The organism is Corynebacterium sp. HMSC055A01 (assembly GCF_001809405.1).
GTDB classification, from domain to species: Bacteria; Actinomycetota; Actinomycetes; order Mycobacteriales; family Mycobacteriaceae; genus Corynebacterium; species Corynebacterium hesseae.
In genome coordinates this window covers 51584-72087 of the sequence record NZ_KV797592.1, presented here as the reverse complement: position 1 = coordinate 72087, position 20504 = coordinate 51584, and the positions used below count along the sequence as shown (strand labels likewise).

Sequence of the window (20504 nt, the reverse complement as noted above, 5' to 3'; positions counted from 1 at the left end):
AAGGAGTGGCGGATGATCCCGGCGGGCGTAGATGTAGATGACATTGCAGATCAGCTCTCGGCCGACGGTGTAGCGTTCTCCAACCCAGAGCTGGCGCAAGACGCCGACCTCCAGGTCCACATCGCAGACTCCCTCCAGCCCAACCATGGCATCGCAGTGGTAGATGTCTTCCCCGACAAAATTCCCGATCTGCGCGACCTGGCGACAACCCTTCAAGAACAAACGGGACTCGATACCGTGATTCTCCAAGCGCCAATGCGGGTGTCCGCAGTCAGTAATTCTTATGCTCGGGCATCCATTGAGGCAGCCGAGGATTCGCTGCCAACTGGACTCGATCAGGTAACTTTGCTGAATGATTTCTATGCAACTGCAGATCATTTTTCAGCGCCATGGCTGACAATCTTGACGCTGTTTTTCTGCGTAGCGGCAGTTGCGGGCTGGGCGGGATTTCGAGCCGCCACACGGAAGGCTGACACGGTCAGAAACTAAGCGATCGAGGCCGCCGCGAGCATTCCACTAAACATGCGCCGTACCTACCGCAGGGGTAGGGAAGTGGCTAGTATCAACCACTAAGCCTTGACTTTTGCAACGGGGGAGTGGTTGAGAGGTACGCAAGGGGCCTAGGAATACGGCTCGCACAGCGACCACATCGGATGCCGCACAGGCACCTTAAGTCGACGAATACTTCGGTTCTCTCCAGTCCCGAAATGGAGCGTTTCCTGCACCCCAGAAGACAGGTTCCGCTGGGAGCAATCGGAGCTTCTGCGGCAGCCCCAGGGCCGCAATCCACAGCGATAGTCAAGGGGAAGAGGTTTGCACTCCGGGGGAGAGTGAGCAACGTCACAGTTACACATTGATAACAAAGTCATTGCAGGTTAGGTGCGCCTGTAACGCCTTGTGGTTTTCCGTGGCTGATGTGAAAGATGGGAAAAGTGTGCGAGATGGCGTGTCGGTGACGTATGGTTCACGTATCGACTCACGGGTTGACTATTGCTCCATACGTTCATGGACCAAGCCTTGACTCTCAACTGATTTGTCGCACGGGTATGTGGGGAAGCACGCCGCGAGCGAAGAGGACCGTTGGGGTTCACCGCCTGGTGGATGACCGTCGCACCGCGCTAGCGATGCGCGTAGCAATGCAGTTTTCTCGACGCAGTCGGTACCAGTGTTCAACCTTTTAGATATCGAAACACCTACCTCCCGAGTGGAAGAGGCTTCATACACTTCATTCGCACGCCCTCATCGAGGGCTGTGATGGCCATGAGTTCCATCGGTTTCCGGTTGGGTGCCAGCTGTGAGTGCTTACGCGTGCGCCACTAAGGACCGCGGAAGTGCCCTCCACGAGCGCGGCGCCGAGCGAGGAGGAACCGACGCAGGACCTCGAGCCTGAATATGGGTGTGTGTCCCTTCGTCGTCGGATCGTGCAGCCACACTCGGCTCCGCTCACCGTGAGCCCAGCGAGCACCATGAGAGTGCAGTGTGGCTAGCTATGACGCACGGTTCGACGTGATGTTGGTGCACACGCCAGACGCCCCGCAGGTTTCCCTGCCGCCTCCATGAGAGAAAATGCCGCCCCGTCAATTCGGCATTTAGTGGCGTAGAGAGCAAAGAGCTCTTCAGGGGCAAGCCGCGTTCGCGTATCCCGGTTAATTCCGGGCGCAAGCCTTATTAAGTCCACTATTCCCATTGGGGAATCTGTTGTCCCATTGGGAAATCGATTGCCGCCTCATCCTGCTTGAAGGCGAGACTAGCTACGTACACACCGCTGTTTCTTTTGCTCGTCCAACTCGTCGCCTCCAGGTCTCGATGTCCGGCAAGCTCGTCTACGCAACATGCGTGACATCTCCGGGGTAGGTGTCTAGGAGATAACCCTCGTGGCCACCACATCATCTTTCGGCTTTCGGCGCTTTAAGGCAGCGTGCGCTGCCATAGCGACCACCGCCGCCTTGTCTACTGTCTCCGCGCTCACTCCTGCAGTGGCTGCGGAGCCTGAGCAGATCAACATCAAATCCCTGCTATCCTCCGACAACCCATCCATCGCAGATCTCGCGGGCGCAATCGCCCAGATTGAGGAGCGCATCGCACAAGCGGAAGCCTCCATAGGTGCGCAGCGCGAAACCGTCAACCGTGCGCTGGTCGATCTCAACGACGCCCGCACTAAGGCAAACCAAGCGCGCCAAGGAACAACGACGGCGCGCGAGCAGCTTGACGACGCACAAGCGGATGTCGCCGATGCCCAGGCCAAGCTGGATGAGGTCTCCCGTTCCGCCTACCGCCGAGCCAATACTTCCGATGCCGTCTCCCATGCGGCAGGAAAAGACGCGCGTTCGGACATGCTGGAGCGCCAGTCCTACCTTCGCTCGCAGTCTGAGAAGCAGCAGGCCGTTGTTAGCGACTTGGAAAAGCAGCGCACGGAAAAGGCGAACAAGGAATCCCAGCTGCGGAAGACCCAACAACTGGCCGAGGAACGTGCGGACCGGGCGGCCGATGCCGAGGCTGCCGCGCGCGAGCAACTCTCCGCGTCCGAGGCTTCTATTGAGGAATCCACGTCCGAACGCGAGGACCTGCTTTCCCAACTCTCATCTCTTCACAAGGCGCTAAATCAAGCCAAGGGTCTGGACAGAGAAGATGTGTCAAGCCCAACAGCTGGATCTAAGGTCAAGGCTCGGGCCGGGACTAATTCTGCACAGGGTCGTTCTGAGTCTAGTGTCACGACTCCTGCCCACGACCCATCGACGGTATCCTCGCCGTCCGCTGCGGGGCGTTCGACACCGGCCAGCTCGGAGCCGACCTCCGAGTCCACAGCGTCCACCACCGTGGCCGGCCCCTCCGACTCTGAGGCACAGAACCCTACGCTTCAATCGCAGCCGTCGACGACTTCTGCCGATGCTGATGATTTGGAAGAGCTCTCAAGCGCCGCAAGCACTGTGGCTTCCGATCCGAACGTGCAAGAGTTGTCGTCGACAAGCACGGCCAGCTCCTCTGAAGAGAACGCCGAGAACTCCCAGGGCGGGAGCTCCAGCTCTTTCGATACGAACGGAATCGATGCGGAAACCGTTGCGCTTGGCATTGAAGCGGTGGGAACGGTGGCCTCGATGGTGGCCGCATCTCAGCCGGACCACAATAACAGCTTGAGCCAAGAGGAAATCGATGCTCTGGCGGAAGGCTCTTCCAAGCTCTTTGCCCTCCAGGGTGGGCAAGACAGCACTGGGGAAGTGACGGATTCCACGGAGACGTCCGATAGCGATGCAGCGAACGCAACTGATAACGAGGATTCCCTTGAGTCCGATGTCTCCGGTGTCCTGGAGGAACTTGACACCACCGATAGCGTGACGAAGAAGGCATCCGCTTCACTGGGCGATGCCTCCCGCGAAGCAAAGATCGAGACCGTCATCGAGCGCGCAACGTCTCAGGTGGGAGTTCCCTATGCCTGGGGTGGTGGCGATGCCAACGGTCCTACGCAGGGCATTCGCGACGGCGGCGTCGCTGACTCTTATGGCGACTACAACAAGGTCGGCTTCGACTGTTCTGGGCTGGTGCTCTATGCCTTTGCTGGCGTCGGCATTTCCCTGCCGCATTACACCGGCTACCAGTATCAGAAGGGAACCAAGATTTCCCCGAGCGAGATGCAGCGAGGCGACCTTGTCTTCTACGGCCCGAGCGGAAATCAGCACGTGGCAATCTATCTTGGTGACGGCACCATGGTCGAAGCTCCGCAGTCCGGTCAAAACGTCAGCATCTCCCCAGTACGACAAGCCGGCATGGCACCCTATGCCGTGCGACTGATCTAGTTCAGCCCGTTGCTAAACTGGGCTGCATGACTGACACACTGCGTACTGCCCAGGGCAACACCCGCGGCACCGATTCGGTGCCCTCCTCATTTGACGCCCTCCTCGTTCTTTCCTTCGGTGGCCCGGAAGGAAACGAGGAGGTCGTCCCGTTTTTGGAGAACGTTACCCGTGGGCGCGGCATCCCGCGCGAGCGGCTCGAAGTCGTCGGGGAACACTATTTCCGCCTAGGCGGCATTAGTCCGCTTAATGCGCTAAATCGAGAGATTATTTCTAATGTTTCCGCGGAGCTGACGGAACGCGGACATAATCTACCGGTTTATTTTGGTAACCGTAACTGGTACCCGTTTGGAGCAGAAGCCGTCGAGCAGATGGCCGCCGATGGTGTGCGCAACGTCGCAGTATTCGCTACCTCCGCCTGGGGTGGCTACAGTGCTTGCCGCCAGTACAACGAGGACATCGTTGCATTGCGCAAGCACCTCGAGGACGAGCAACTGCCCGACATGAACTTCACCAAACTGCGCCAATTCTTCGATCACCCCAAGTTCATTGAGGAGATGGCCGCAGCCGTCCGCGAGGCTTATGCGGAGGTGCCGGAAGACAAGCTGGCTAGCACCCGCATGCTTTTTACTGCGCATTCAGTGCCATCGGCACACGATGCTGTTGGGGGAGCAGAAGGCGATAAGCATATCTATTCCCGCCAGGTAGCGGAGGCTGCACGGCTCGTAGCCAAGGCTGCCGGGGTCCAGAATTATGACCTAGTGTGGCAATCCCGTTCAGGAAACCCAGCCACCCCGTGGTTGGAACCGGACATTGTCGACCACACCACGCGAATCCACGAGGAAGATGGTGTCGACAGCGTCGTCGTGTGCCCAATTGGATTTATCTCCGATCACATGGAGGTCATCTGGGATCTCGATACTGAACTGAAGCAAGCCGCTGAGGAAATGGGCGTTAGCGTCTATCGCACCCGCACCGCCGGCCCATCTGCACGTTTTGCCTCGCTCATCGTGGACCTCATCGAGGAGCTAGAGCATGACGCTGAACCTGCTTCACTCGGTGAGGTTACCGTTCAGGGCTGTACGGTCAATGGCGCACCCTGCGCTGAAGGTTGTTGTGACATCTGGTCTCTGCGCAAGCCGCATTAACGCGCGAACTCGGTGAGCGCATAAGCCACGCCGGCCATGCGTGCTTGGCGGATATGGCGCCACAGGCGCAGAAGCTGCGGATCGAGACTGTGATCTTGAATGCGGTCAGTCACCGTCTCGATGATGGCCGCCACGCGGTCAGCGCGGGCGAAGAGCTTCGCTGCTCGCCCCGGCACTGCAGCGGGTAATCCGGGGGTGTCGTAGAAATCGCTCAACGTGCCTACTGTTAGCCGGGGGTTAGGGAGGGCATCGCTGCGATAGCCCAATGCCTCGATGAGGTTTGCTGACTCATTCGTCGCAGTACTCAAAAGCTCATCGGCCTCGCCCGGGCTAAGCCAAGCGGGCGAGGGTAACGGGGCAGTCTCTTCAATGACCGTCCACCGCGTCGCGCCCGCGGTATAGGTGGGCACCAACACCAGGTTTCGATCTCGATCATTGGTACGCACCACTATTGCGCCTGCCGGGTTTTCTGCCGCCGCTCGCGCCGATTCCGTACCGGCTGGAAGTGCTGGCGCGTCGCCAGGGCCGGAGAGAACTAGCCGAAGCAGTGGTTCGCGCTCTCCACGCTCGATGACGGAGGCCGTTTCACGCCGGAGAAGTGACATAACATCAACAAACGGCTCTCCTTCGACCCCTTGTTGCTCACCACCCAGCTCGCTGAGGGCATCAAGAAAGCCATCAGTGGATTCGTGCCCCCATAGCCATGCACCAAGCCAAACAGAAACGTTTTGTACAGGGGACCAGACTTCGGCGCGCATATCCATGGCTGGACAGTGTAGACGATAGGGTAGACCCCTATGAGCTTGAATTCCCGAGATCCCTATGGCGGCGATATTTTTGCAGGACATGCGCGGAACAAGAAGCCGGAGTACCCCGAGGTACCCGCTGAGCCAGGCATGGTCGTCGAGGTTCGAGGTGATGACTTCGTAGGGGCAGTGTTGGGCGTCGACAAAACCGTATGGGGCCCAGTCGTGCGCCTCGAGGACCGACATGGAAATGAGCGAGTATTCAAACTCGTGAAAGGGGGGTTCTTGTTGGAGGGGCAGCCAGTGACGTTAACGCGATACGTCGAAAAGCAGGCGCCGCGGAAGTCAAACTCCGGGTCGCGCCGTGTGGAGAATCTTGAGGCGAAAGTTGCCGCACCTTCGCGCATTTGGGTTGAAGGCATTCACGACGCGGCCATCGTTGAAAAGGTCTGGGGTCACGATCTGCGGGTGGAAGGTGTGGTCGTCGAATACCTCGAAGGACTCGATAACCTTGAGGAACGCCTGGCTGAGTTTCAGCCCGGTCCGGGACGCCGTGTGGGCGTCCTCGCGGATCACCTAGTCGAAGGATCAAAGGAAACGCGGTTGACGCAAACGGTGGGCGAGCACGTGCTTGTCACCGGTCACCCCTTCATTGATATCTGGGCGGCTGTAAAGCCTGAGCGCCTAGGGCTGCGCGCCTGGCCCGAGGTTCCCTATGGGGAAGACTGGAAGACGGGCATCTGCAAGCGCGCGGGGTGGTCTGATCCCAAGGAAGGGTGGAGCCGCGTGTACAACGCCGTGAATTCTTTCCGGGATCTCGATTCCACGCTCATCGGCGCCGTCGAGCGGCTCGTCGACTTTGTCACAACACCGGAATTGAGCAAAGAAGATTTGCTCTAATTCGAATTCGCTCGGTCAATGAGGTTAATGGCGAGCTGGCAACCGGCCGTCTCTGCTGCCCACCCCGCCGCTTGGAGGCGCTGGGACATCGCTTGTTTGGAAATGCCCAGCTCTTCCGCGGCTTCGTTCTGATTCAACCCGCCGCGTACAAGAGATGTCGCCTCACGGCCTTCCATTGTGCGCTTGTGCAGCACAAAGCCGAGTAGGGCGAATGCCGCTGCAATATCCTGCGCCTCCGCAGCGCGCCCGCGCCGATCAATCTTGGCGTAGACGTGTCCGGCCCGCGCCGAGCCCTTTACCGCGGCGGTTGCCACTGCGCGTGTTTCAGCATCACTCGCACCGTCGCCAGGGATAATTCCGATGCCAATGGCCCAGTCACCGTCCGCAAGAAGCGCCATAACGACATCACAGACCGCCGGAGAAGAATAGGCCACAGCGCAAATATCCTCGACACCGAGGACCTCAAACTCGCCGATTCCCTCCAGGGTGGAAAGCGCAGCGGCGGATCGTTGAACCAAATCGGCGCGGCGTACCGAGCGTCCGCGGTAGCGGGCATGGACAGCTAGCACAGTGAGAGACTCCTTCCAGCAAGAAACAACGCTCAGTCTACTCTTTGCGCTTGACTGGGCCACGCATTCCGGGGCCGAGCGGCAACCGCGTGTCTAGGATGAGACCAGCGATTCCCACTGCCGCAGCGATAAGGAAGCCGGCGATCGTGTAGGGGCTCATCGTTCCGGTGAGCGCATCCCCGAAGAAGACCCCGATGGCGGTGGTGGGAATCGAACCGATGAGTGTGGCGATGGCGAAGTGAGTCACCGAAATCGGCGTGAGCGCTGCAACATAGTTTAGTAAGGAAAACGGAACTCCAGCCACCATTCTCAATGACGCCACAGCTAGCCAACCCCGGCGCTCAAGCCGGGCATTGATTGCATATACCGCTTTGTGCGTGAGATGCGGGCGAATCCACTCACCAAGTAAGCCGCGGACGATAAGGAGAGAAATGGTGGCGGAGATAGTCAGCGCGACAAGGGAAACAGAAAGCCCAAGCCACGGGCCGAAAAGAAGGCCTGCCGCCAAAGTCCACACGGTCCGGGGAATAGGGAACTGGGTGAAGAAGATGTAGGCGCCCGTAAAAGCAACGACAAACCATGGCCCGAGTTGGTCTGACCACGTGCGGAGGGCGGCGAGTGAGGGGACGTCGACAAGCACGGCGAGTAGCATCAATGCCGCACCGGCAGCGACTACTGCCGTCCAACGTTTCCACGTCCAACGCTTGCAGCTTTGCCACGCAGCGCGGCCCAGAGACGCGAAGAAGTCCCCGACGCTGTGCACCCAACCTGTGTTCATAGAGATAGAAGTCTAGTGCCGAAGACGCCAAACCCCGCATTGAGTCCAAAGCATGGGAGAACGGCTAAAGACGGAGGCAGGAGACGGCTTGGCTGGCTGGAGAGCAGCTGAGAGCTGCACCTCAACTTACTGTTAAGCCGCGATTCGATGCATGAGTATTTCCGTGCGCGGGGGATACTGAACAGCAGTGCGCATCCGCATGTATCTCTAGGGCCACTTTTACTGTGTCAGTCTTAGCTAGTTTCACCTTTTATTGTCTCTACGCCCTAGCTGCGGAGCGAATTCTTGATTCACCACCTACTTTTGGCGCCCGCCCTGGCGCCTGCATTTTTCTTTGGAGAGCATTATGGACTTTATCCACAACCTCACGTCTTATATGGACGCAGCCACCTTGCTCGAAGCCTTTGGGCCCTGGGTCATCGGTGGTATAGCCCTTGTCGTCTTCATCGAGTCCGGTGTGCTCTTCCCATTTCTTCCAGGTGATTCACTACTCGTAACTGCCGCGATTCTGCGCCATGAGCTCCAGGTCTCCCTGTGGGTACTCATTGCTGTAGGCATGATCGCCGCGATAGCTGGTGACCAGGTGGGGTACTGGATTGGGCACCGTTTTGGCCGTGGCCTGTTTAAGAAGGACGCTCGGCTTCTCAAACTGGAGTATCTCAACACCGCCGAGGACTTCTTCCGCAAGCACGGCCCGCTTGCACTAGTGCTCGGAAGATTCGTCCCAATCGTGCGCACCTTCATTCCGGTAGCCGCCGGCACGGCGGGAATGCGGTACAAGAAGTTCATTGGATGGAATGTCAGCGGCGCAGTCGCTTGGGTGCTCTCCATGAATCTCGTTGGTGTCTTTCTCGGAAACATTCCGGGTATTGCTGACTCGATTGAGAAGATTATGCTGCTTATCATCGCGTTGTCGGTGGCGCCTATCGTCATCAAGGGCCTACATAGCTACATCACGTCGAAGAAGAAGGCTACGGTAGTAGAGGAGACGGCACCTACTGCGGAATCGCACGCATAGACCTTCGACGCATGAAGAAGGCCCCGCGCCTCACATTATCATCTCTGACGGTGTGAAGCACGGGGCTTCGGTCTGTGCCCGAGGGGGGACTTGAACCCCCACGTCCGTTAATAGGACACTAGCACCTCAAGCTAGCGCGTCTGCCATTCCGCCACCCGGGCTAGGGTGTTTGTTCAGCCTCTCGGCTGGGCACTCGCATACTGTATCCCGAACCGGCATAACTTCACAAATCGCCACTTCAGAATGGGTTTTCACTGGGTTCTTAAACGAGGAAAACACAACGATGAAAGTTGCGTATCCACTGCCACCTCCTGAGACAGCCGGGTAGTAAGCGACAACGCGGCAGATAGCTTTCCGGTAGAAATGGATTTATGACTAGTAACACTTCACATTCCACTGCGAACTACGCCACCGACTCCCGTTTCCCCGGTCCAGACCCCTATGCACCGTTGGGGGATGTCCCAGCTTTTACCGTGGCCTCGTCCGATATCGAGGAGGGAGCGGAGATCGCAGAGCGTTTCCGCGCACCTGAAAATGTCTCGCCCCAGCTGTCGTGGTCGGATGTGCCCGAAGGGACCAAGTCCTTTGCCGTCACGTGCTTTGACCCTGACGCGCCGACGGGGTCCGGCTTCTGGCACTGGGCGGCCTTCAACATCCCGGCCGACGTACGCGAGCTCCCCACAGGTGCAGGGTCCGCTGAGGATCTCGGACTCGAAGGCGTTATCAGCCTGCGCGGTGACTCCGGCCAGCGCGTCTATTATGGCCCCCAGCCGCCGGCAGGTCACGCCCCGCACCGCTACCTCTTCGCCGTTCACGCCGTCGACGTCGAACGCCTCGAGATCGACCCGGAGGCAACACCTACGGTCCTCGGCTTCAACCTTTATTTCCACGCCCTCGGGCGCGCGATTACCTGGGGCTGGTACGAGGCCCACTAAGCGGCCCAATTACACTCATCACAATGAGTAAGAACCCGGACATCCCTCCCACATCCGACGGAGTAGAAATCCCCGCCGCCCTGCGCGTGGGCGGCGCTTTCATGTTGTTGGCTGCCGTGTTAGCACTATTCGGGCTCGTGTCCATTTTCACCGACGGATGGGGCGCCACCTTCGAATGGACGTGGCGCCGCCTCGCCATCGTTGGTGCGGCCCTCCTCGTCGGCGCATTCAGTACCCAACGCCGCGATCAGCGTGGTAGCCGCGAACAAATCATTGCGCTGATTCTCGCGCTAGTGCTTATCATCGCCAGCCGCGCGCTGCCTAGTACGGTCCTCACGACGATGGGCCAATACGTCGTCTTCCTCTACGCAGTGGCGGCAGGGCTGTGCGCGGTTATCATCCGCCGCACACTGCGCTAAACGCTGAAGCGCTCCGTGCGGCTGGCCTGAAAGCTCTTCGCCGGGCTAGTCAATCCATTCAAGACCAGAACCAATGGCCTCCGAGATATTGCTGAGGCGGTGAGCGTGGATCTGCTGGGCAATGCCGCGGTGGATGTCACGGATCCAATCCGGGCCGCCGTAAATCAAGCCGGTGTAGCCCTGCAACAGCGAAGCGCCTGCCGTGATGCGCTCCCATGCTTGCTCCGGGGTGGAGATTCCGCCCGCGGAAATAAGCACCAGGTCGTCTCCTACGCGGGCATGGAGGCGCTTGAGCACCTCTAAGGAACGCGCAGCCACTGGGGGACCCGACACGCCGCCTGCGCCCATGGCGGCAACCTCAGCAGAGGGGGTTTTCAAACCCTCGCGAGAAATGGTGGTGTTGGTAGCCACGATTCCCGCCAGCCCCACTTCAACGGCCATATCCGCCACGGCATCAATGTCCTCATCGCTGAGGTCTGGGGCAATCTTGACCAAGACCGGCGAGGACGTCGATTCCACCACGGCTTCCATGATGGGGCGCAGCGATTCCACTGCCTGCAAGTCACGCAGTCCCGGGGTATTAGGGGAGGACACGTTGACCACAACGTAGTCGGCCAAATCCCCGAGAACTGATGCGCACTGACGGTAGTCATCGACCGCGTGCTCAGCCTCGGTGACCTTATTCTTTCCGATATTGATGCCGATGACATCGTTGTAGCGGCGCTTCCGCAGATTTCGTGCGGCCGCCAGCGCCCCTTCGTTATTGAAGCCCATGCGGTTGAGGATGGCCTTGTCTGCTTTGAGCCGGAACAACCGGGGAGCCGGGTTTCCCGGCTGCGCCTTCGGGGTGATGGTGCCCAGCTCCGCGTACCCAAAGCCGATGGGAGACCAGACGTCGGCTGCCGCCGCGTTCTTGTCAAAGCCTGCTGCTAGACCCAGCGGGCGCGGAAAGTGCACCCCAAACACGTCTTGTTCAAGGACGGGATCGGTAACCGGCAAAGCTTTGCCCAGAGCACGGTTGAAGGGACCGGCCGATTGGAACACAGCCAACCCACCGTTGATGATCCCGTGAATTCTTTCCGGGCTGAGCTTAAACATCCCCTTCAAAGCGGCTTGGTAAGCCACGTGGCGGGCGCGGTCAAGAGCGGAGTACTGCATGCATTGTCCTTTGGAAAGTTGAGGCTGAAGGGGGGGACTGAAATACTAACGCGGGGATTTCTCGAGCTGTGGATCAGAAATGAATTGGAGCCCGTCGCCAGAAGCGGAGGCGGCGACGAGGGTGCCGTCGCCAAGCACGGCAATATTGCGCGCATCCGCCACCGTATCCATGGTGCCGACGTTCTCAGGGACACCCGCAGCGATGGTGTAGGCGTGGAGGAGGTTGTTGTCTGTAGTTGTCGCCCACGCTAGCTTGCGCCCGGCGTCCCAAGCCACACCCCACGGCGTGCCATCGGTATTGCCGTACTGGTGCAAGCGGATGACGTCGCTGGCGGTGTAAATGGCGATGCGCTTGCCGACGGTATCCGAAGCCACAACCACGGCACCCTCGCCGCCTGCGATCTGACCTACACCCTGGCCCACGCGAAGGCGTCCGCCTGCACGCTCCTTCTCCCAGTCCAGCGATTGAATCGTGGAGTCTTCCCTCAAGACACGGACGATGCCGTCGGCGCCATCCGGATTAGGCACGGAGATGAGCTGATCCGAGCCTGCTTCCACAGTGATGCCGGTAGTGCGTTCGCTGTCTAGGTACACGCCGATGGTGGTGGAGTCCTTCGAGCCAACGAAGACTTCGCCACTGGAGGCTTCCGCAGCCACCGTCACCGGTTGCTCCTCTTCCACAGCCAATTCCTGCGGGGAATCCGGCTTGAGCGGATCAATGAGCATAACGCTATCCCCGCACGCTAGAAGGAAGTGCATCTCAGAAGCGGTGAGGTCGCCACATTTCTCGTCCACGGTAACCTGCGTGGACTTTTTCCCTTCAAAGTCCGCAGCTGAACCTACCGCGAGCGAGTCCTCGGTGCGCACAGCGAGGATGTCGCCGACGGCTGCGAGGTCTGACGCTGCATCAAATGGCACGACGGTACCCACCGGCTTCTCTGATGCCGGGGAGGACGCGGGCTCGGCCTTGCCATAGACCGCCGAGTCGGGGTCCCCGCCAACCCCGACCGTAGGATTGCAGGCGGCAAGCGCGCATGCGCTGGAAAGGAGGGCAAAAGAAAGCAGGACTCGACGCGTTTTCACGATCCCTCATCCTAGCAGCCAGCGTGGTGGAAACAGGAAGCGATGGGACTCCCGAGTAGGCTATCGCGGGTGACTACAACAGCTACAACTGAAGCCATGACATGGCTGCAGGTCATCGTCCTGTCTCTTGTCCAAGGCCTCACCGAATTCCTGCCCGTGAGCTCGTCCGGGCACTTGCGCATTGTCTCCACTCTTTTCTGGGGACAGGATGCCGGTGCTTCCTTCACCGCTGTCATCCAGCTGGGCACCGAGCTGGCGGTGATCGTCTACTTCGCAGGGATGATTTGGCAGATCCTGAAAGGCTGGTGCGTGGGTCTCGTACATAAGGACCAGCGCGGTCAGGATTATCGAATGGGTTGGATGGTCATCGTTGGCTCAATCCCGATTGGCATCCTGGGAGTGCTGGGGAAAGACCTGATTAGGGATAATCTGCGCAACCTATGGATTACTGCTTCCATGCTCGTCCTGTTTTCCTTTGTGTTCATCCTGGCAGAGCGCGTGGGTAAGAAAACCCGCGGCTTCGACGAGCTCACGATGCGCGATGCCATCGTTATGGGACTATGCCAATGCCTAGCACTCATCCCTGGCGTCTCACGCTCCGGCGGCACCATCTCCGGTGGCCTCTTCCTCGGCCTCGACCGTGAGGTGGCCACGCGCTTTAGCTTTCTTTTGGCTATTCCGGCGGTGATGGCCTCGGGGCTGTTTTCGCTTGGCGACGCCTTCGGTCCCACCGTGGGACAATCCGCCACCGGCGCCCAATTACTCGTTGGCACGCTCATCGCCTTCGTTGTGGGCTATGCATCTATCGCCTGGCTGCTGAAGTTCGTGGGCAGCCACTCCTTCGAGTGGTTCGCCGCTTACCGCATCCCCGTCGGCCTGATCGTCATGCTCTTGCTGGGACTTGGCGTGCTGGCCGCGTAGGAGGTGAAGAGGCCCAGCCCCGCAGCACCCTGCGATACACAGCCATGTGCCCGGCCATGCGCCCGCGTCGGAGGCAGCACACGTTAGGATTGTGGGCATGCAATCTTGGCCTGTCCCGCACATCGATTCCGTCCCTGGCGCCCCGTCGCCGCTTCACCTCTATGACTCCGCTGATGAAGCGGTCAAGAAGCTCGACATCAGTGGGGAGACTGCCACCATGTACGTCTGTGGCATCACCCCATATGATTCGACCCACCTGGGCCACGCCGCGACCTATCTGACCTTTGATCTGATTTACCGCCAGCTGCTGGATAACGGCTACAAGGTGAATTACGCCCAGAACATCACCGATGTGGATGATCCGCTCTTCGAGCGCGCGGAGCGCGATGGCGTGGATTGGCGCGAGTTGGGGACCTCCCAAATCAACCTTTTCCGCTCAGACATGGAGCTGCTCTCCGTGTTTCCTCCGCAGCACTTCGTTGGGGCGATGGAAGCCATCGACGAGATTACGGAGATGGTGCAGGCGCTTCTCGACGCAGGTGCGGCCTACGTCGTCGATGACCCCGACTATCCGGACGTCTACGCATCCATCGAGGCCACGAAGAACTTCGGCTACGAGTCGAATTACTCCCGCGAGCAAATGGAGACCTTCTTTGCCGAGCGCGGTGGCGACCCTGATCGCCCCGGCAAGCGCGATCCTCTTGACGCTCTGATTTGGCGCGCGCACCGTGAAGGCGAACCGGCCTGGGATTCGCCTTTTGGGCCGGGCCGCCCTGGATGGCACATTGAGTGCTCCGCCATCGCAACCAACCGGCTTGGCTCCAGCTTCGATATTCAAGGCGGCGGTTCGGACCTGAAGTTCCCGCACCACGAATTCTCCGCAGCGCACGCAGAAGCAGCGCTCGGCGTGGAGCGCATGGCGCAGTCCTATGTACACACCGGCATGATCGGCTTGGACGGAACCAAGATGTCCAAGTCTTTGGGCAACCTCGTGTTCGTCCACAAGCTCGTGGAGGCGGGCGTCGATCCCTCAGCGATTCGCTTGGGTGTCTTCGCCGGCCACTACCGTGCCGACCGCGACTGGTCAGATGACGTTTTGCGCACTGCGCAGGAGCGACTCCAGCGATGGCGCGAAGCTTTAAGCCATCCGGGCACGGTGGAGGAGGTCAAGGAAGTCATTCAGCACCTGCGGTTGGCGTTGGCTGATGATCTCGATACTCCGCGCGCCATTGCGGTTCTCGATGAATGGGCGAAGAAGGCTCCAGAATCCGGGGAAGCAACAGAAGAGGCATCCGATTTGCTGCGCACCGCAGTTAATTCCTTGCTGGGCGTGCGCCTCTAGGTAACTTCAGGCATGATTTAGCTCATGACGATTCGTGCAGAATTCCAGCCCACCGTTGATGAGTTCATGTCCAACCTACAGTCCTTCGCTACCGGGGATTACCTCAAGGAAGAAGAAAAGGAATTCTGGGAGGCCCCGTTTGATGCCGCGGTACTCCCACGCCTTCGCACTATCTTGGAGTCGTTCCTCGACGATATGGATAAGCTTCCGGATGACCCTGAAGGGTCACTCCTGAGCGCCGCGGTACGCCCCACCGTGGACAAGCTCGCGGCCTTCAACCAAGAAAACGCAGATGCAGTGCTGGAACCGGAGGAGAAGGAAGAGCTCACAGAGCTTATTCACTCCGCCTCTGCGGCAACCGGTGCGGACGATGAGGCGCTCGCGCAGCTTCCGGAGCTGGACTTCTAATTGACTGACCACGCAAATTCCGCTTTCACTACCCGTCCAGCAGCAATCTTTTGGGATATGGACGGCACACTGACCAACTCCGAGCCCCTGTGGGAAGAGGCCACTTTTTATCTCTCTGAAACACTAGGGCGCCGGTTAACACCCACGGAGCGCTTAGCCACGGTTGGCGCTACCTTCGAAGACACACTCAGCATCTGTGCGCACAAAGCAGGCGTTACGCTTCAGCCAGGAGATAACGAACGCTATCGTGCGCTCATGTTCGATTACGTCAGGTCCCTTTTTGCCCAACACCTGGAGATTTTCCCGGGGATTCCCGAGCTGCTCGACGAACTCAAGGGCCTGGGAATGCCGATGATCGTGACCACAAACACGGAACGATATGTGGCTGATTCCGCGATTGCGGCCTTAGGCCGCGAGTACTTCGTCGACACGATTTGCGGTGACGAAGTACCCCAAGGCAAACCTGCCCCCGATATGTATATCGAGGCGGCGCGTCGAGTGGGTGCCGATCCACGGGACTGCCTTGTATTTGAAGACTCTGCGGCAGGTATGCGCGCGGCTGTCGACGCCGGGTGCACCGTCATCGGACTGCCGGAGGGAGACCACGTCGCGGTGCCCGAGCAAGCCACCGAAATTACTGACCTCCGGGGCTCTGCTCACCGTCATCTGAAGGGGGCGACGGCGGCCAATGTTCACGAGTGGTTTAGCCGGTTGCGCGCCGACTAGACGTACCGATTTCAGTTGCGCATCATGTCAGCCGGCTTTGCGTAACTGAGAATTTCGGCCGACTAGCAGAATTTTATGCAGCGGTGTGGAAGAATAAACCACCGTGAAGAATTTTGAGAGCCTATTTGAGGAACTGTCCCAGAAGATCGCCGAACGCCCTGAGGGCTCCGGCACCGTGGAGTCTTTTGACAAAGGCATCCACCATCTGGGCAAGAAGATCATCGAAGAGGCTGGCGAAGTGTGGATCGCCGCGGAATACCAGTCTGATGAAGAGCTCGCTGAGGAGATGTCACAGCTGCTGTATTGGCTCCAGGTTATGGCCCATAAGCGTGGCCTGAAGCTCGAAGACATTTACACCTACCTTTAATCGGCCATAAAGCCGTCCCACCATTCACCGTATTCAGCGTAGAAAGCACCACACACTGATGATCAAAATCGCCGTCCCCAACAAGGGATCGCTGTCCGAGGCAGCCCTTGAAATCCTCAAGGAAGCCGGCTACAAGGGCCGCGGACACAGTAAATCGCTCAACGTCGTGGACGAGGAGAACGGAGTCGAGTTCTTCTTTCTGCGCCCAAAGGATATCGCTATCTACGTGGCACAAGGCGTCTTGGATCTGGGAATTACTGGTCGAGACTTGGCGCTCGATTCCCGAGCGAAATTCAATGAAGTTCTAGCACTCAATTTTGGCGGCTCGACCTTCCGTTACGCCGCACCAGCAGGGGAGCAGTGGGACGTCGCCAAGCTGCAAGGCAAGCGCATCGCCACGTCCTATCCCAACGTGGTACGCGATCACCTCGCTGCCAATGGAATCGATGCCGAGGTTATCCGCCTTGACGGTGCAGTAGAGATTTCGATTCACCTTGGAGTCGCGGACGTCATTGCCGACGTTGTCTCCACAGGAGCCACCCTCCGCCAGCAGGGGCTTGAACCCTTCGGCGACCCCATCGTCTCCTCGGAGGCCGTGGTGATAAAGCGTGAGGGAGAAGACGTCACCGCTGATGAAAACGTTGTGCTTAGCCGCATTCGAGGAATCCTCAATGCGCGCCACTACGTCATGCTGGACTACAACGTGGCAGAAGAAAAGTTGCCAGACGTCGAGGCGGTGACCCCTGGGCTTACAGGACCGACCATCTCTCCTTTGGCCCGTGAAGGGTGGGTTGCCGTGCGCGTCATGGTTCCCCGCAAACTGGCCAACCAAGTTATGGACAGCCTCGAAGAGCTCGGGGCAGAGGCAATTCTTGCCTCGGATCTTCGGATTGCCCGCTTTTAGGGGGAGATTCCAAACATTTTATTCGGGCTCCTAGCTACGATGGGGACTGACCATCATCGTTCTTCGATTTTTATGCAAGGAGTCAGCCCCGATGGCAAAGACAACTAAGAAGGATGCACAAGCAGAGGCCAAAGAGACCAAGGATGTAAAGTCCCAGGTCGAAGAAAAGGCCACCAACAAGTCTTCGAAGTCCGCCTCTAGCAAGAAGACGCGTACTGAGACTGACCTTCTCGGCTCCCTGGAAGTTCCGAACGATGCGTACTACGGCGTTCACACGCTCCGCGCTATCGAAAACTTCCAGATTTCCTACGTGACCATCAACACCATCCCGGACTTCATCCGCGGCATGGTCCAGGTCAAGAAGGCCACCGCTATGGCCAACCGCCGCCTGCACGTTCTTCCGAAGAAGAAGGCAGAAGCAATTATCTGGGCTTGTGACCAGATTCTGGAAGAAGGCCGCTGCATGGACCAGTTCCCGCTGGATGTCTTCCAGGGTGGCGCTGGCACCTCGCTCAACATGAACACCAACGAGGTTGTGGCCAACCTGGCGCTCGAGCACCTCGGTGAGGAAAAGGGTGCCTACGACATCATCAACCCGAACGATGATGTCAACATGTCCCAGTCCACCAACGACGCGTACCCGACCGGCTTCCGTCTCGGCATCTACTACGCGATGGAGGACCTCATTGAGCGTATCGACGCGCTGCAGGCTGCATTCCACGCCAAGGGCAATGAGTTCGTTGACATCCTGAAGATGGGCCGCACCCAGCTGCAGGACGCAGTGCCGATGACCCTGGGTGATGAATTCAAGGCCTTCGCTCACAACTTGGCCGAAGAGCAGGCCATCCTGCGTGACGCCCAGAAGCGCCTGCTGGAGATCAACCTCGGCGCAACCGCCATCGGTACCGGCGTGAACACCCCGGCTGGCTACCGCCACCAGGTCACCGCAGCACTGTCTGAGGTGACGGGCCTTGAGATCAAGACCGCCCGCGACCTCATTGAAGCAACCTCCGACTGTGGCGCCTACGTGCTTCTGCACTCCACCATTAAGCGCGCAGCGATGAAGCTGGCCAAGATCTGTAACGACCTGCGCCTGCTGGCCTCTGGCCCGCGCGCCGGCCTGGCAGAGATCAACCTGCCACCGCGTCAGGCCGGTTCCTCCATCATGCCGGGTAAGGTCAACCCGGTTATCCCGGAGGTTGTCAACCAGGTCTGCTTCAAGATCTTCGGTAATGACCACGTAGTCACCATGGCTGCCGAGGCTGGTCAGCTGCAGCTCAACGTCATGGAACCGGTTATCGGTGAGGCACTGTTCCAGTCCATCCGCATCATGGGCAACGCCGTCGACACCCTGCGTGAGAAGTGCGTCGTGGACATCACGGCTAACGCTGATGTTTGCCGCGCGTACGTTGAGAACTCCATCGGTATCGTCACCTACCTGAACCCGTTCATTGGTCACCACAACGGTGACATGATTGCTAAGGAGTCCCTCAAGACCGGCAAGGGCGTCAAGGAGCTCGTTCTGGAGAAGGGCCTGCTCGATGAGGAGACCCTCAACAAGGTTCTGTCCGTTGAGAACCTCATGCACCCGGAGTTCCGCGGTCAGCTCTACATCGATGAATAAACCTTCGTCAGCACCAGTGTTGTAAATACGCTCTGCTGTTTCGTCCACGCCCGTACTGCCTCGCTGAAGGTGGTACGGGCGTTTGGCTGTTTTCAATCCGACTGATGCTGCCGACACCCTGGATACCCCGATGGGGGTGCAGTGGTTGGCATCGGTGTGTAAACGGACACAATCGGGCCTGGATTCTCGCCAAAGCCACATAAATAGGGCAGAATTAGAACTGTCAGTTGTCGCGCCCAGGTCGTGTACTGACCACAGCGCGAATTACCACCCATACTGCAGTTCACCTGCACATATTGGAGTTACATAATGGTTGTTGTGCACATCATTATCGTCCTTGCGGCGATTTATCTCGGTGCCCGAATTGGTTCGATCGGTATTGGTATGGCCGGCGGCTTGGGCGTTCTACTACTCGGCCTCACCGGTGTCCCCGTAACGCGTGAAGACATCCCCTTTGATGTCATTGGCATCATCATGACCGTGATCGCCGCCATTGCTGCCATGCAGCGTGCTGGCGGTATGGACTATCTGGTCTACCTTGCCGAAAAGTTTCTTCGCAAGAACCCAAAGAGGATCACGTTCTACGCACCTATCGTTACGTGGTTGATGACCGTTCTGGCAGGCACCGGCCACACGGCGTTCTCCACGCTCCCGGTTATCGTTGAGGTAGCGAAGGAAGGCAAGGTCCGTCCTTCCCGCCCGCTTTCGATTTCCGTCGTAGCCTCGCAGATGGCAATCTGTGCCTCACCTATTTCCGCAGCCGTTGTTCTGTTGGCTTCGCTGCTGGAGCCGATGGGCGTGGGCTATTTGCAGATCCTCGCGGTCCTTATTCCGGCTACGTTCCTCTCCATTTTCCCTGCCGCTTGGGTAGCAAACCGCTCGGGCGCAGAACTCGAAGATGACCCCGTTTACCAAGAGCGCAAGGCCCAGGGCTTGGTGAAGCTGCCGCAGGGTTCCCAGAACTACGCTCCGGCACAAGGTGCAAAGACCTCGGTCATCATCTTCCTAGTCGCCATCGTCATCGTGATGCTGTGGGCCACCCTTACCTCATCCCAGGTGGGTCTTATCGAGGAACCGACGCTGCCGCGTAACGAGGCCATCATGACAGTGATGCTCACCGCCGCAACACTCATCGTCATGGTCACCAAGGTCCCCGCCGGCGACGTTCTCAACACGCCTGTCTTCAAGTCGGGTATGTCCGCCTGTATCTGCGTGCTCGGTGTCGCATGGTTGGGTACCACGCTGATCAACCACTACATGGAGGACATCCAGGCCATCTCCGGGTCCATCATTGAGTCCGCCCCGTGGCTGCTGGCCATCGTGCTCTTCTTCGCTGCGGCGCTCCTGTACTCGCAGGCCGCAACCACTAAGGCTCTCATGCCGGCAGCCCTGGCCCTCGGCGTCAACCCGCTTACCGCAGTGGCTGCCTTCCCAGCAGTGTCCGCGCTGTTCATCCTGCCGACGTACCCGACCTTGTTGGCGGCCGTCGAAATGGATGACACTGGCTCGACTCGCATTGGCAAGGCTGTCTTCAACCACCCGTTCATCATTCCAGGCACTGTGAGCATCGTCTTGTCGGTCCTCCTGTGCTACGCCTTTGGCGCAGTCCTTATCTAGCATCACCTAGCATCATTTAGAAATAATTTGATGTTGCTTAGCGCGCTTCTTTA

20 protein-coding genes and 1 tRNA gene are annotated in these 20504 nt (G+C 58.8%); 15 read left to right on the top strand and 6 right to left on the bottom strand.

Features of this window, described 5'->3' with window-relative positions; translation table 11 throughout:
- Window positions 1–12: 12 nt before the first annotated feature.
- From HMPREF2604_RS10470 to HMPREF2604_RS10460, 3 genes are all read left to right on the top strand, one after another.
- Window positions 13–489, top strand: coding sequence for an Rv1476 family membrane protein (locus HMPREF2604_RS10470; protein ID WP_070565312.1), 477 nt, complete (start codon window positions 13–15; stop codon window positions 487–489).
- Window positions 490–1874: 1385 nt separating this feature from the next.
- Window positions 1875–3791, top strand: a complete 1917-nt coding sequence (locus HMPREF2604_RS10465) for a DIP1281 family NlpC/P60 protein (protein WP_070565310.1) — start codon at window positions 1875–1877, stop codon at window positions 3789–3791.
- 26 nt (window positions 3792–3817) lie between these two features.
- Complete coding sequence (locus HMPREF2604_RS10460) at window positions 3818–4936, top strand: ferrochelatase (RefSeq protein WP_070565308.1); 1119 nt, start codon at window positions 3818–3820, stop codon at window positions 4934–4936.
- Here the strand turns inward: HMPREF2604_RS10460 and HMPREF2604_RS10455 are convergent.
- Window positions 4933–5700, bottom strand: a complete 768-nt coding sequence (locus HMPREF2604_RS10455) for a hypothetical protein (protein ID WP_070565306.1) — start codon at window positions 5698–5700, stop codon at window positions 4933–4935. The two genes, HMPREF2604_RS10460 and HMPREF2604_RS10455, sit on opposite strands and share 4 nt — an antisense overlap.
- Window positions 5701–5733: 33 nt before the next feature.
- Here HMPREF2604_RS10455 and HMPREF2604_RS10450 point away from each other — a divergent pair, with 33 nt between their 5' ends.
- Window positions 5734–6582 carry a DUF3097 domain-containing protein gene (locus tag HMPREF2604_RS10450; RefSeq protein ID WP_070564527.1) on the top strand — a complete coding sequence of 283 codons (849 nt, stop codon included), beginning with the start codon at window positions 5734–5736 and terminating at the stop codon, window positions 6580–6582.
- On the opposite strand, the gene HMPREF2604_RS10445 is transcribed toward HMPREF2604_RS10450, so the two are convergent.
- Both HMPREF2604_RS10445 and HMPREF2604_RS10440 read right to left on the bottom strand, forming a co-directional pair.
- Window positions 6579–7151: a MarR family transcriptional regulator gene (locus HMPREF2604_RS10445; RefSeq protein WP_070564530.1), complete on the bottom strand. Its 573-nt coding sequence runs from the start codon at window positions 7149–7151 to the stop codon at window positions 6579–6581. The two genes, HMPREF2604_RS10450 and HMPREF2604_RS10445, sit on opposite strands and share 4 nt — an antisense overlap.
- Window positions 7152–7188: 37 nt before the next feature.
- Entirely contained in the window at window positions 7189–7929 is a 741-nt protein-coding gene (locus HMPREF2604_RS10440; protein WP_070565303.1) for a TVP38/TMEM64 family protein, read from the bottom strand.
- Window positions 7930–8275: 346 nt separating this feature from the next.
- Here HMPREF2604_RS10440 and HMPREF2604_RS10435 point away from each other — a divergent pair, with 346 nt between their 5' ends.
- A complete protein-coding gene (locus tag HMPREF2604_RS10435; protein ID WP_210384683.1) occupies window positions 8276–8947 on the top strand; it encodes a DedA family protein in 672 nt (223 codons plus the stop codon).
- Between the two features lie 75 nt (window positions 8948–9022).
- Here HMPREF2604_RS10435 and HMPREF2604_RS10430 read toward each other — a convergent pair.
- A tRNA-Leu gene (locus tag HMPREF2604_RS10430) sits at window positions 9023–9108 on the bottom strand.
- Between the two features lie 210 nt (window positions 9109–9318).
- On the opposite strand from HMPREF2604_RS10430, the gene HMPREF2604_RS10425 reads away from it, so the two are divergent.
- Together HMPREF2604_RS10425 and HMPREF2604_RS10420 are read left to right on the top strand one after the other, a co-directional pair.
- A complete protein-coding gene (locus tag HMPREF2604_RS10425) occupies window positions 9319–9882 on the top strand; it encodes a YbhB/YbcL family Raf kinase inhibitor-like protein (RefSeq protein ID WP_070565301.1) in 564 nt (187 codons plus the stop codon).
- A gap of 23 nt (window positions 9883–9905) precedes the next feature.
- Window positions 9906–10301 (top strand): hypothetical protein, encoded by a 396-nt coding sequence (locus tag HMPREF2604_RS10420; RefSeq protein ID WP_070520563.1) that lies wholly within the window; start codon window positions 9906–9908, stop codon window positions 10299–10301.
- 45 nt (window positions 10302–10346) lie between these two features.
- Here HMPREF2604_RS10420 and HMPREF2604_RS10415 read toward each other — a convergent pair whose 3' ends face one another.
- Both HMPREF2604_RS10415 and HMPREF2604_RS10410 read right to left on the bottom strand, forming a co-directional pair.
- Entirely contained in the window at window positions 10347–11459 is a 1113-nt protein-coding gene (locus HMPREF2604_RS10415) for a quinone-dependent dihydroorotate dehydrogenase (protein ID WP_070565299.1), read from the bottom strand.
- A gap of 45 nt (window positions 11460–11504) precedes the next feature.
- Entirely contained in the window at window positions 11505–12542 is a 1038-nt protein-coding gene (locus tag HMPREF2604_RS10410) for an NHL repeat-containing protein (protein ID WP_070565297.1), read from the bottom strand.
- Window positions 12543–12611: 69 nt separating this feature from the next.
- Between HMPREF2604_RS10410 and HMPREF2604_RS10405 the strand changes: the two genes are divergently transcribed.
- From HMPREF2604_RS10405 to HMPREF2604_RS10370, 8 genes are all read left to right on the top strand, one after another.
- Window positions 12612–13463: an undecaprenyl-diphosphate phosphatase gene (locus HMPREF2604_RS10405; RefSeq protein WP_180952115.1), complete on the top strand. Its 852-nt coding sequence runs from the start codon at window positions 12612–12614 to the stop codon at window positions 13461–13463.
- 97 nt (window positions 13464–13560) lie between these two features.
- A complete protein-coding gene (mshC, locus tag HMPREF2604_RS10400) occupies window positions 13561–14805 on the top strand; it encodes a cysteine--1-D-myo-inosityl 2-amino-2-deoxy-alpha-D-glucopyranoside ligase (RefSeq protein WP_070520550.1) in 1245 nt (414 codons plus the stop codon).
- A 24-nt stretch (window positions 14806–14829) separates the two neighbouring features.
- Window positions 14830–15213, top strand: a complete 384-nt coding sequence (locus tag HMPREF2604_RS10395; protein ID WP_070520547.1) for a hypothetical protein — start codon at window positions 14830–14832, stop codon at window positions 15211–15213.
- Window positions 15214–15939: an HAD family hydrolase gene (locus tag HMPREF2604_RS10390; RefSeq protein ID WP_070565293.1), complete on the top strand. Its 726-nt coding sequence runs from the start codon at window positions 15214–15216 to the stop codon at window positions 15937–15939.
- Between the two features lie 103 nt (window positions 15940–16042).
- Window positions 16043–16306 carry a phosphoribosyl-ATP diphosphatase gene (locus tag HMPREF2604_RS10385; protein WP_070520541.1) on the top strand — a complete coding sequence of 88 codons (264 nt, stop codon included), beginning with the start codon at window positions 16043–16045 and terminating at the stop codon, window positions 16304–16306.
- Window positions 16307–16364: 58 nt separating this feature from the next.
- Window positions 16365–17210, top strand: a complete 846-nt coding sequence (hisG, locus tag HMPREF2604_RS10380; RefSeq protein WP_070520538.1) for an ATP phosphoribosyltransferase — start codon at window positions 16365–16367, stop codon at window positions 17208–17210.
- A gap of 91 nt (window positions 17211–17301) precedes the next feature.
- Window positions 17302–18834: an aspartate ammonia-lyase gene (aspA, locus tag HMPREF2604_RS10375; RefSeq protein WP_070520535.1), complete on the top strand. Its 1533-nt coding sequence runs from the start codon at window positions 17302–17304 to the stop codon at window positions 18832–18834.
- A 309-nt stretch (window positions 18835–19143) separates the two neighbouring features.
- Window positions 19144–20451, top strand: coding sequence for an anaerobic C4-dicarboxylate transporter (locus HMPREF2604_RS10370; RefSeq protein ID WP_070520532.1), 1308 nt, complete (start codon window positions 19144–19146; stop codon window positions 20449–20451).
- Window positions 20452–20504 lie beyond the last annotated feature (53 nt).